Origin of the sequence: Pseudomonas sp. UBA6562, from assembly GCF_002434265.1 — a bacterium.
Classification (GTDB): domain Bacteria; phylum Pseudomonadota; class Gammaproteobacteria; order Pseudomonadales; family Pseudomonadaceae; genus Aquipseudomonas.
Map to the genome: position 1 here is coordinate 425,280 of NZ_DJJS01000007.1, position 13,383 is coordinate 438,662.

Consider the following 13,383-nt stretch of genomic DNA (forward strand, 5'->3'; position numbering starts at 1 on the left):
ATGCTCTTCAGTGAATTGATGGCCGCTCTTTCCCTCCGTGCGATTCGACTCCAGCGCGAAGACCAGGATCTGATCGTTCTGGGCGACGACGACACCTTGGACGATGCCCTGTGGGACGCCCTGTCACGGCACAAGCCGGCCTTGCTGGAGATGCTCGCCGAGCGCGACGACGACTGGCTCAGCCCGGCGTTCCAGATCACTCCCGAAATGCTGCCGCTGGTACGGCTCGACCAACAGGCCATCGACCGCATCGTTGCCAGCGTGCCGGGCGGCGCGGCCAACGTGCAGGACGTCTACCCGCTGGCGCCTTTGCAGCAAGGCATGCTCTACCAGCACCTGGCGGCCGGCGACGGCGATCCGTACCTGGCCCAGGTGCAGCTGCGCTTCGCCAGCAAGGCGCATCTGGACGCCTTCGCCGATGCGCTGCAATGGGTGATCCAGCGCCACGACATCCTGCGCACCGCGCTGCACTGGCACTACCTCGACGAGCCGGTGCAGGTGGTGTGGCGGCAGGCGACGCTGGTGCGCGAGGCCATCGCGGTCGACGGCAGCCAGGCGCTGGCGCGTCTGTGCGAGCGCTTCGACCCCCGGCAGTACCGTCTCGACCTGCGCCAAGCGCCGCTGATGCAACTGATGCACGCCCGCGGCGAAGGCCAGACCTGGGTCGCCCTGCTGATGTTCCACCACGTGGTGATGGACCATACCGCGCTGGACATCGTGCGCCGCGAGATCCAGGCGCACCTGGCCGGCGAGTCGGCGCAGCTGCCGGCGCCCATGCCGTTCCGCAACGTGCTGGCCGCCGCGCGCCTGGCCCTGGACGAGCAGGCCCACGAACGCTTCTTCCGCGACATGCTCGCCGATATCGACGAACCGACCCTGGCCTTCGCCCAGCCGGACGCCGGCGACCAGCCGTTGCAGCAGGCGCGCCTGACCCTGCCCGCCGCCCTCAGCCAGCGCCTGCGCAGCCAGGCCCGTGCCTTGGGGGTGAGCCCGGCGAGCGTGCTGCACTTGGGCTTCGCCCGCCTGGTGGGGCAGCTGTCGGCGCGCCAGAGCGTGGTGTTCGGCAGCGTCCTGTTGGGGCGCATGACCACCGGCGACGGCAGCGAGCACGCCTTGGGCATGTTCATCAACACCTTGCCGCTGCGCATCGACCTCGGCGGGCAGGGCGTGCGCGAGGCGCTGCTGACCACGCACCGGCGCCTGACCGCCTTGCTCGGGCATGAGCAGGCCTCCCTGGCCTTGGCCCAGCGTTGCAGCGGGGTCGCGGCGCCGGCCGCGCTGTTCAACAGCATGCTCAATTACCGCCACAGCGCGGCGGGCGATGCGGCCGAAGTGATCCCGGTGGCCCCAGGCATCGACATCGTCGGCGCCGAAGAGCGTACCGACTATCCATTGACCGTCAGCGTCGACGACCTCGGCGACGACCTGCGCCTGACCGTGCAGAGCTTGCCGCAGTGGGGCGCGACGCGCCTGTGCGAGCAGTTCGAGCAGGTACTGGCCAGCCTGGTCGAGGCACTGGAGCACGATCCCGCCGCGCCCTTGCAAGGCCTGGCGGTGCTGCCGGCGGCCGAACGCGAGCAGGTCTTGCAACGCTTCAACGACACGGCGCAGCGCTATGCGCAGGGCCAGACCGTGCATGGGTTGATCGAAGCCCAGGCCGCACGTGCGCCTGCGGCGCTCGCGCTGGTGCAGGGCGAGCAAACCCTGAGCTATGGCGAACTGAACCGGCGCGCCAACCAATTGGCCCATCGTCTGATCGAGCAGGGCGTGCAGGTCGGCGACCGGGTCGCCTTGTGTCTGCCGCGCGCCGCCGAGCGCATCGTCGGCCTGCTGGCGACCCTCAAGGCCGGCGCGGCCTATGTACCGGTGGACCCGGCGTACCCCGCCGAGCGCATCGCCTATCTGCTGAGCGACAGCGCGCCAGCCCTGGTCCTGGCGACCACGGCCATCGACGGTCTGCCGGACCTGCTACGGCTTGACCTGGATCAGCCCTGCGCATTTGCGTCGGATGACAGCAATCCGCTGTTGCCCGACCTCGACGCGCAGCACTTGGCCTACCTGGTCTACACCTCCGGCTCCACTGGCCAGCCCAAAGGCGTGATGATCGAACACCACGCCCTGGCCAATCTGGTGCACTGGCATGGCCAGGCCTTCGCGCTAACGGCCGAGTCGCATTGCTCCAGCGTGGCCGGCTTCGGCTTCGACGCCATGGCCTGGGAGGTCTGGCCGACCCTGTGCGCGGGTGCGACCCTGCACCTGCCGCCTGCGCACATCGGCAACGAGCACGTCGACGAACTGCTCGACTGGTGGTTGCGCCAGCCATTGCAGGTCAGCTTCCTGCCCACGCCGGTGGCCGAACAGGCGCTGCGCCGGGACCGGCAGCACCCGACCCTGCGCACCCTGCTGATCGGCGGCGACCGCCTGCGCCAGTTCGACCGCGACCCAGGCTTTGCCGTGGTTAACAACTACGGGCCGACCGAGACCACCGTAGTCGCCACGTCCGGGCAGCTCAGCCCGGGCGGCGCTCTGCACATCGGCCGACCCATCGCCAACACCCAGGTCTATGTGCTCGACGAAGGCTTGCAACCAGTGCCGGTCGGCGTGGCGGGCGAGCTGTACATCGGCGGCGCGCAGGTGGCGCGCGGCTATTTCAACCGGCCCGAGCTGACCGAGCGCAGCTTCCTGGCCGACCCTTTCAGCCACGCGGCCGGCGCGCGCCTGTACCGCAGCGGCGACCGGGTGCGCTGGAACGCCGACGGCACGCTGGACTTCCTGGGCCGTAACGACGACCAAGTGAAGGTGCGCGGCGTGCGCGTGGAGCTTGGCGAAATCCAGGCCGCGCTCAACGCCCAGCCAGGCATCGCCGATGCCGTGGTGCTGGTGCGCGAAGGACGCCTGCTGGCCTGGTTCACCGAGGCCGCGCCGGTCGATCCCGAACGCCTGCGCCAAGCCTTGCAGGCCAGCCTGCCTGCGCAACTGGTGCCGCTGGCTTTCGTGCGCCTGGAACAACTGCCGCTGACCGCCCATGGCAAGCTCGACCGCCGCGCCTTGCCCGACCCCGACGCCGGTTCGCTGGCCAGCCGGCACTACGCCGCGCCGCAAAGCCCGACCGAGGCGGCCATGGCCGCGATCTGGGCCGAAGTGCTGGGGGTCGAGCGCGTCGGGCGACACGACGACTTCTTCGAGCTGGGCGGCCATTCGCTGCTCGCCGTCACCCTGGTCGAGCGCCTGCGCAAGGCGGGCCTGGTGATCGATGTGCGGGTGCTGTTCGCCCAGCCGACCGTGGCGGCGCTCGCCAGCGCGGCGGCCATCGGCGTCGATGCCGCCGTGCCGGCCAATCGCGTGGTGCCTGGTGCGTCGCGCATCACCCCCGAGATGCTCAGCCTGGTCGACCTGGACCAGGCGACGATCGATGCCCTGGTCGCCGGCGTGCCCGGCGGCGCTGGCAACGTGCAGGAGATCTACCCGCTCGCACCCTTGCAAGAAGGCATCCTCTACCACCACCTGAGCGCCGAGCAGGGCGATCCCTACCTGTTGCAGACGCGCCTGGCGTTCGACAGCGTCGAGCGTCTGCTGGCCTGGGCCGGCGCCTTGCAGCAGGTCGTCGACCGCCACGACATCCTGCGCACTTCGGTGCATTGGCAAGGCCTGGATCGACCGCTGCAAGTGGTGTGGCGCAAGGCCGAGCTGGTGGTAGGGGAAATCGACGACCTGGCCGATGAGCCGGGCATGGCCCGCATCGAGCAACTGCATGCGCGTTTCGATGCCCGCCACCACCGCCTGGACCTTGCCCAAGCGCCGCTCACCCGCCTGTACTACAGCCTCGACCCCGCCAATCACCAAGTGGTGGCGATCCTGCTGTTCCACCACCTGACCCTCGACCACACCGCCGTGGACGTGGTCACCCGGGAAATGCGCGCCCTGCTGTTCGGCCAGGCCGACAGCCTGCCGGCCGCCGTGCCGTACCGCAACTACGTGGCCCAGGCGCGCCTGGCGGACCCGGCAGGCCAGGAAGCGTTCTTCCGCGGGATGCTGGCCGACGTCGACGAACCCACCTTGCCGCTGGGCCTGGCCGACGTGCAAGGCGATGGCCGCGACATCGAGACCGCTTTCCAGACGCTGGACACCGCGCTCGGCCAACGCCTGCGCAGCCAGGCCCGTCAGTTGGGCGTCAGCGCCGCGAGCCTGATGCACCTGGCTTGGGCACGGGTGCTCGGGGCGCTCGCCGACCGCCATGACGTGGTGTTCGGCACCGTGCTGATGGGCCGCCTGCAAGGCGGCGAGGGCGCCGAGCGGGCATTGGGCATGTTCATCAACACCTTGCCGCTGCGGATCGATACCCGCGCCACGGCACAGGCCGCCGTGCGCGCCACGCACCGCAGCCTGTCGGCGCTGCTGGCCCACGAGCACGCGCCTCTGGCGCTGGCCCAGCGTTGCAGCGGCGTGGCGGCTGGGGCGCCGTTGTTCAGCGCCTTGCTCAACTACCGCCACAGCGGCGCCGACGCGCCGCACGAGGGCGAAGGCCTGTGGGAAGGCGTGCGCCTGCTCGGCGGCGAAGAGCGCAGCAACTACCCGCTGACCCTGAGCGTCAACGACCTGGGCGAAGGTTTCAGCTTCAACGTGCTGGCGGTCGAGGGCATCGGTGCGCAACGGGTGATTGGATGGATGAGCGTCGCGCTCGGCCAACTGCTGGAGGCGCTGGAGCAAGGTGCGGCCCATACGCTGGACAGCCTGCCGATCCTCGACGAGACGGCGCGCCGACAGTTGCTCGGCGACTTCAACGCCACCGCTCGCAGCTTCCCGCGCGGGCAGACCGTGCATGCCCTGGTCGAAGCCCAAGCGGCGCAGACGCCGGATGCCTCGGCGCTGAGCCAGGACGGCCAGGCGCTGAGCTACGGCGAACTCAACCGACGCGCCAACCGCCTGGCGCATTGTCTGATCGAGCGCGGCGTGCAGTGTGGCGATCGGATCGCGCTGTGCCTGCCGCGCAGTATCGAACGGGTCGTCGCCCTGCTGGCCGTGCTCAAGGCCGGTGCCGCCTACGTGCCGGTCGACCCCGACTACCCGGCCGAACGCATCGCCTATCTGCTCGACGACAGCGCGCCGGCCTTGCTCCTGGCCGACGCCAGCCTCGGCGACCTGCCCAGCGCGGTGCCGCGTCTGGACCTCGACCAGGCCAGCGCCTGGCACCCACTCGACAGCGACCCGCAGGTGCCGGGCCTGGACGCCCAGCAACTGGCCTATGTGGTGTACACCTCCGGCTCCACCGGCCAGCCCAAGGGCGTGATGATCGAACACCACACCCTGGCCAACCTGGTGCACTGGCACTGCGAGGCCTTCGCCCTGCAAGCCGGGGAGCGCACCTCGAGCGTCGCCGGCTTCGGTTTCGACGCCCTGGCCTGGGAGGTTTGGCCGGCCCTGTGCGCCGGCGCCACCCTGCACCTGCCACCGGCGCACATCGGCAACGAACACGTCGACGAGTTGCTCGACTGGTGGCTGCAACAGCCCCTGGCGGTCAGCTTCCTGCCGACGCCGGTGGCCGAGCAGGCGCTGCGCCGCGAACGCCAGCATCCGACCTTGCGTACACTGCTGATCGGCGGCGACCGCCTGCGTCAGTTCGACCGCGATCCCGGCTTCGAGCTGGTCAACAACTACGGGCCGACCGAAACCACCGTGGTGGCCACTTCCGGCAGGGTGCTGCCGGGTGCGGCGCTGCACATCGGTCGGCCCATCGCCAACACCCGCGTCTACGTGCTGGACGCGCAACGCCAGCCCGTGCCGATCGGCGTGGCCGGCGAGCTGTACATCGGCGGCGCGCAGGTGGCCCGCGGCTACTTCAACCGGCCCGACCTGACCGCCGAACGCTTCCTCGACGACCCCTTCAGCCGCCAGCCGGGCGCACGCCTGTACCGCAGTGGCGACCGGGTGCGCTGGAACGCCGACGGCACCCTGGATTACCTGGGCCGCAACGACGACCAGGTGAAAGTGCGCGGTGTGCGTGTGGAACTGGGTGAGATCGAAGCGGCCCTGCGCGCGCAGCCCGGCATCGACGATGCCGTGGTGCTGGTGCGCGGCGAGCGGCTGTTGGCCTGGTTCAGCGAAACCGTGCCGGTGCCGCTCGAACGACTGCGCCAGGGCCTGCTCGCCAGCCTGCCGGCGCACCTGCAACCGCAAGCCTTGGTGCGGGTGGCGCAATGGCCGTTGACCGCCCATGGCAAGCTCGACCGCCGGGCACTGCCCGAACCCGATGCCCTCGACCTGCTCGGCGAAGGCTACGTGGCGCCGCAAGGCGAGACCGAAACCCGCATGGCGGCCGTCTGGGCCGAGGTGCTGGGCGTCGAGCGGGTAGGGCGCCACGACGACTTCTTCGCGCTGGGCGGCCATTCCCTCTTGGCCGTGACCCTGATCGAGCGCCTGCGCCAGCAGGGCCTGGCGACCGACGTGCGGGTGCTGTTCAGCCAGCCCAGCGTGGCCGCGCTCGCCGCCGCCCTGGGCAGCGGCCGCCAGGTCAGGGTGCCGGACAACCGCATTGCGCCCGACTGCACGCAGATTACCCCGGCGATGCTGCCGCTGATCGACCTCGACGAGGCCAGCCTGGCCCGTATCGTCGCCACGGTGCCCGGTGGCGCAGCCAACGTGCAGGACATCTACCCGCTGGCACCGCTGCAAGAAGGCATTCTCTACCACCACCTGAGCGCCGTCGGCGCAGACCCGTACCTGTTGCAATGGCGCATCGCCTTTGATGGCCCGGCCCGCCTGCGAGCCTTCGCCGAGGCCCTGGACAAGGTCGTCGCCCGCCATGACGTGCTGCGTACCGCCGTGCTCTGGGACGGTCTGGCGCAGCCGGTGCAGGTGGTCTGGCGCCAAGCACCGCTCGCGGTGATCGAACAAGGCCCGCTGCCGGCAACGTCCGTCCCGGCTCTGGAGCTGGGCCAGGCGCCGCTGATCCGCCTGCTGCACGGTCAAGACGGCGCTGACCAGCGCATCGAAGCCACCTTGCAGTTCCACCACATCGTGCTCGACCACACCGCCATGAAGGTGGTGCTCGAAGAAATCCGCGACCACCTACGTGGCCAGGCCCCGACCCAGCCCCCGGTGCCGTACCGCAACTACGTGGCCCAGGCACGCCTGGCCATCAGCGAAGCCGAGCACGAAACCTTCTTCCGCGCCGAACTGGGCGACATCGACGCGCCGACCCTGCCGTACGGCCTGACCGACACCCAGGCCCAGGCCGGCGCGTTCGAGCTGGCCACCGTGCAGCTGGACACCGACCATTACCAACGCCTACGCCGACAGGCCCAGCAATTGGGCGTCAGCGCCGCCAGCCTGGTGCACCTGGCCTGGGCACGGCTGGTGTCGGCCACCAGCGGCCAGGACAGCGTGGTCTTCGGCACCGTGCTGCTCGGCCGCCTGCAAGGCGGTGAGGGCGCCGACCGCGGCCTGGGCATGTTCATCAACACCTTGCCACTGCGCCTGGACCTCGACGGCCTCGGCGTGCGCGACGGGGTGCGCCTGGCGCACCGACGCCTTGGCGCGCTGCTGGTCCACGAACACGCCTCCCTCGCCCTGGCCCAGCGCTGCAGCGGCGTGGCGGCGCCGTTGCCGCTGTTCAGCGCGATGCTCAACTACCGGCACGGCGCCAGCGCCGCCGAGCAGCAGGTGCAGCGCGAAGCCCTGGAAGGCATCGAAGCGTTGCCCAGCGGCGGGCATGGCAACTACCCGCTGAGCGTCAACGTCGATGACCTGGGCGACGGCCTGCGCCTGACCGCGCAAGTCACTTCGCACGTGGGCGCGCAGCGCGTCTGCGCGCAACTGCAACAGGTGTTGCTCGGCCTGTTGGATGCCCTGGAACGGCAGCCCGATCTGCCCGTTCAACACTTGGCGGTGCTGCCCGCCGAAGCACGCCAGCGGTTGCTCGACGCCGCTGCCGGCAGCCTGCGTGCGCAGTCTGAACAGCAGCCTCTGCACCAGCTGTTCGAAGCGCAGGTGCGGCACGCTCCCGACGCGCTGGCCCTGGTGGGCGAAGAAGGCGAGCTAAGCTATCGCCAGCTCGACGAACAGGCCAACCGACTGGCCCACCACCTGATCGCGCTGGGGGTCGAACCCGACCAACGTGTGGCGATCTGTGTCGAGCGTGGCCTGTCGCTGGTGGTCGGCCTGCTCGCCATCCTCAAGGCGGGCGGTGCCTACGTGCCGGTCGATCCCGGCTACCCGGCGGCGCGCATCGCGCACATGCTGGAAGATAGCGCCCCCCTGGCGGTGCTGGCCCACGCAGCGACCCGCGCGCACGTGCAGTCGTCGTCGATCCCCGTGGTCGACCTGGATGCGCCGACCTGGGGCGAGCAGCCGATCAACAACCCGCGCGTGCCGGACCTGAACGCCCACCACCTGGCCTATGTGATCTACACCTCCGGCTCCACCGGTCTGCCCAAAGGGGTAATGGTCGAGCATCGCAACCTGGTCAACCTGGTGCAATGGAGCCAGGGCTTGTGCACCGGCAGCGTGCTGCACAAGACCCCGGTCAGCTTCGATGCTTCGGTGTGGGAACTGTTCTGGCCGCTGTGCAGCGGCCAGCGTCTGGTCCTGGCACGCCCGGACGGCCAGCGCGACCCGCACTATCTGACGCAACTGATCCAAGCGCAGCAGGTCAACGTGGTGCAGTTCGTGCCCGTGTTGCTGCGCCAGTTCCTCGACCAGGCGCAGAGTGCCGCGTGCACCAGCCTCACCGACATCGTATGCGGCGGCGGCGAGCTGACGTCGGCCCTGGCGGCCCTGGTGCGCCAGCGTCTGCCGGGCGTGCGCCTGCACAACGTCTACGGCCCCACCGAAGCCACCGTCGATTGCAGCGTGTGGACCCTGGAGCCCGACGCACCGTTGCCGCACGACGTGCTGCCGATCGGCCGCGCCATCGACAACACCCAGCTGTACGTGCTCGACCGCTACGACCAGCCGGTGCCGTGGGGCGTGGTCGGCCATCTGCACATCGGCGGCGCCGGGGTCGCCCGCGGCTACCTGGGCCTGCCCGAGCAACAGGCCGAACGCTTCATCGCCAGCCCGTTCGCGGTCGGGGAGCGGCTGTACCGCAGCGGCGACCTGGTGCGCCAGCGGGCCGACGGCAACCTCGAATTCCTCGGCCGTAACGACCACCAGGTGAAAATCCGTGGCTTGCGCATCGAGCTGGGCGAAATCGAGGCGTGCCTGATGCGCGAGGCCGCAGCGCGCGACGCCGTAGTGCTGGCCTTCGACGAGCGCCTGGTGGCGTATTACACCGGCGCGCCACAGGCGGCCGACAGCCTGCGTCAGACACTGCTCGCGCACCTGCCCGACTACATGGTCCCGGGGCTGTACGTCCACCTCGACGCGCTGCCGCTGACCCCCAACGGCAAGCTCGACCGCCAGGCGCTGCCGGCGCCGGACGCCAGCCTCCAGCAAGCGACGTACGAGGCGCCGCAAGACGGCACCGAACGCCTGCTGGCCCATCTGTGGGCCGAGCTGCTCGGCGTCGAGCGGGTAGGGCGGCACGACAACTTCTTTGCCCTCGGCGGCCATTCGCTGTTGGCCGTGAGCCTCACCGCACGCCTGCGCCTGGAAGGGTTGCAGGTCGATGTGCGGACCCTGTTCGGCCAGCCGACCATCGCCGCATTGGCGGCCACCCTGGGCCGTAACCGGCAGGTCGCCGTACCCGAGAACCGTATTCCGGCCGATTGCGAGCAGATCACGCCCGCGCTGCTCAGCCTGATCGACCTCGACCAGGCCGCCATCGACCGTATCGTCGCCAGCGTGCCGGGGGGCGTCGCCAACGTACAGGACATCTACCCGTTGGCGCCGTTGCAGGAGGGCATTCTCTACCACCACCTGAGCGCGCCCGAGCACGACCCCTACGTGCTCCACTCGCGCATGCGCTTCGACAACGCCAAGCGCTTGCAGGCCTTCGCCGCTGCGCTGGAGCAGGTGATCGCGCGGCATGACGTGCTGCGCACCAGCGTGCTGTGGGACGGCCTGCCGCAGCCGGTGCAGGTGGTCTGGCGCCGGGCACCGCTCGCGGTCATCGCAACGCCCGTCGGCCCTGAGGGCGCAGGCGTCGCTTGCGACAGCCGCCTGGACCTGGCCCGCGCGCCCCTCATGCGCTTGCTGCACACCTGCGACGATGGCCGCATCGAAGCCACGCTGCAGTTCCACCACATCGTGCTCGACCACACCGCGCTCGAGGTCATCGGCCAGGAGCTGCTGGCCTTCATGCAGGGCCAGCCTGCCCCGGCGCCGGCTCCCGCGCCTTACCGCAACTACGTGGCCCAGGCGCGCCTGGGCATCAGCGCGGCCGAGCACGAAGCCTTCTTCCGTGCGCAGTTGGGCGACATCGACGCGCCGACGCTGCCGTACGGCTTGAGCGATGTGCAGGGCGACGGGCGCGACATGCAGGAAGCCAAGCAGGCGTTGTCGCCCGCACTGGCCGCTGGCCTGCGCCAGCAGGCGCGCGTGCTCGGCATCAGCGTCGCCAGCCTGTTCCACCTGGCCTGGGCGCGCCTGCTGGCGGCGGCCAGCGGCAGCGACCGCGTGGTCTTCGGCACCGTGCTGCTCGGCCGCCTGCAAGGCGGCGAGGGCGCCGAACGGGCCTTGGGCATGTTCATCAACACCCTGCCGCTGCGCGTCGATCTGGGCCAGGTCGGCGTGCGCGACGCGGCGCTGGCCACGCACCAGCGCTTGAGCGCGCTGCTCGCCCACGAGCATGCTTCGCTGGCCTTGGCCCAGCGCTGCAGTGGCGTGGCGGCGCCGTTGCCGTTGTTCAGCGCGATGCTCAACTACCGCCATGGCGCCGAACGCAGCGCCGAGCAGCAGCGGGCCTGGCAAGGCATCGAGGTGCTAGACGCCCAAGAGCGCACCAACTACCCGCTGAGCCTGAACGTGGACGACCTGGGCGAAGATTTGCGCCTGGTGGCCATGGCCCCGGCGCAGGTGGGCGCGGCGCGGATCTGCGCACAGATGGGCCAGGTGCTCGACGCCATGCTCGCGGCGCTGGAGCACGACCCGCAACTGCCGGCACAGCGCTTGCCGGTGCTCGACGCCCAGGAACGCCGGCGCGTGCTGGTCGAGTTCAACGACACACAGGTCGCCTATGACCTGGAGCGCACGCTGCATGGCCTGATCGAAGCGCAGGTCGAACGCACGCCCGAGGCGCTGGCGGTCAAGGCGCAAGAAGGCGCATTGAGCTATCGCCAGCTCAACGAGCAGGCCAACCGCCTGGCCCACTACCTGATCGACCTCGGGGTCAAGCCGGACGACCGCGTGGCGATCTGCGTCGAACGCGGCCTGTCCATGGTGGTGGGCCTGCTGGCCGTGCTCAAGGCGGGCGGTGCCTATGTGCCGGTCGATCCGGAGTATCCGGCCGAACGCGTGCGGCACATGCTCGAAGACAGCGCGCCGGTGGCGGTGCTGGTGCATGCCGCCACCCGCCATGTGCCGGGCGACGCCCAGGTGATCGACCTGGACCTGCCGACCTGGCACGCGTGCCCCGCCAGCAACCCCGTGGTCGCTGGCCTGACGCCACGCCACCTGGCCTACGTGATCTACACCTCCGGCTCGACCGGGCTGCCCAAGGGCGTGATGAACGAACACCGCGCGGTGGTCAATCGCCTGCTGTGGATGCAGGACGCCTACGGTCTGGAGGCGGACGATGTGGTCCTGCAGAAAACGCCGTTCAGTTTCGACGTGTCGGTATGGGAATTCCTCTGGCCGCTGCAAACCGGTGCGCGCCTGGTCATGGCCCGCCCGGGCGGCCACCGCGACCCCGAATACCTGCGCGAGACCCTGCACCGCGAGGGTGTGACCACGCTGCACTTCGTGCCGTCGATGCTCGACGTGTTCCTCGCCCATGGCGAGGGCTCGGCAAACGGCCTGCACACCGGGCGCCTGGCGCGCGTGCTGTGCAGTGGCGAAGCCCTGCCGGGCAACCTGGTGCGCAGGTTCCACGCGCACCTGCCGGACGTGGCCCTGCACAACCTCTACGGCCCGACCGAAGCGGCGGTGGACGTCAGCGCCTGGCCCTGCGCCACGGCACCGGACAACACGCCGATCGGCAAGCCGATCGCCAACACCACCCTGTACGTGCTCGATGCCGAGGGCCAGCCGGTGCCGCAGGGTGTGGTCGGCGAGCTGTTCATCGGCGGCGTGCAGGTAGCCCGCGGTTACCTGAACCGCGCCGAGCTCACCGCCGAGCGTTTCGTCGACGATCCGTTCGCCCCGCACGCCGACGCACGCCTGTACCGCACGGGCGATCTGGCCCGGCACCTGCCTGACGGCCACCTCGAGTACCTGGGCCGCAACGACGACCAGGTGAAGCTGCGCGGCTTGCGCATCGAACTGGGCGAGATCCAGGCAGGCCTGACCGCCATCGATGGCGTGCAGGAGGCGGTGGTGGTCGCCCGCGACCAGCGCCTGATCGCCTACTACACCGGCACGCCGCACGGCAGCGAAACGCTGCGCGAGGCCCTGCTGGCGCACCTGCCCGAATTCATGGTGCCGGCGCAGTTCATGCACCTCGACGTGCTGCCGCTCAGCCCCAACGGCAAACTCGACCGCAAGGCGCTGCCCGCACCGGGCGCGGTCGAGGAGCGCCCGTTCGAGGCGCCGATTGGCGCCACGGAAACCTTGTTGGCCGCACTCTGGAGCGAACTGCTGGGGGTGGCGCGCGTCGGCCGTCACGACAACTTCTTCGAGCTGGGCGGCCACTCGCTGCTGGCGGTCAGCCTCACCTCGCGCCTGCGCCAGCAGGGCTTGCAGGCCGACATCCGCGTGCTGTTCGGCCAGCCGACCCTGGCCGCCTTGGCGGCGGCCATCGGCGACGACTGCGCGTTGCAGGTGCCGGCCAACGGCATTGCGGCCGGCTGCACGCACATCACCCCGGCCATGCTGCCGCTCGCCGAGCTGTCGCAGGCCTCGCTCGACGGGCTGGTCGCACAGATTCCGGGCGGTGCGCGCAACGTGCAGGACATCTACGGCCTGGCGCCGTTGCAGCAGGGCATCCTCTACCACCACCTGGCCAGCGAAGGGGCCGACCCCTACGTCCTGCAAGCTCGCTTCGCTTTCCCCGACCAGGCCACCCTGGAGGCGTTCGCCGCGGCCCTGGACCAGGTCATCGCGCACCACGATGTGCTGCGCACCAGCCTGCACTGGCAGCACCTCGAAGAGCCCGTACAGGTCGTCTGGCGCGGGGTGCCGTCGGTGCGAGCCGGTTGGGCGCTCGAAGACGCTACGCCCCTGAGTCTGGGCAGTGCGCCCTTGATCCGCCTGCACCCTCGGCAAACCGACGGGCGCCTCGAAGCGACCCTGTCGATCCACCACATCATCCTCGACCACGCCGCCGTGGCGCAGCTGGTGGCGCAGGTC

Annotated in this window: 1 protein-coding gene (cut by a window edge); it reads left to right on the plus strand. The window is 70.2% G+C overall.

Translation table 11 applies throughout. The features are described from left to right. Window positions 1-13,383, plus strand: partial view of a non-ribosomal peptide synthase/polyketide synthase gene (locus B4M43_RS14130; protein ID WP_296268056.1) — the 5' portion only. The gene runs 8,967 nt beyond the window's last position; 13,383 of the gene's 22,350 nt are visible here — the first part of the coding sequence; the start codon lies at window positions 1-3; its stop codon lies beyond the right edge, outside the window.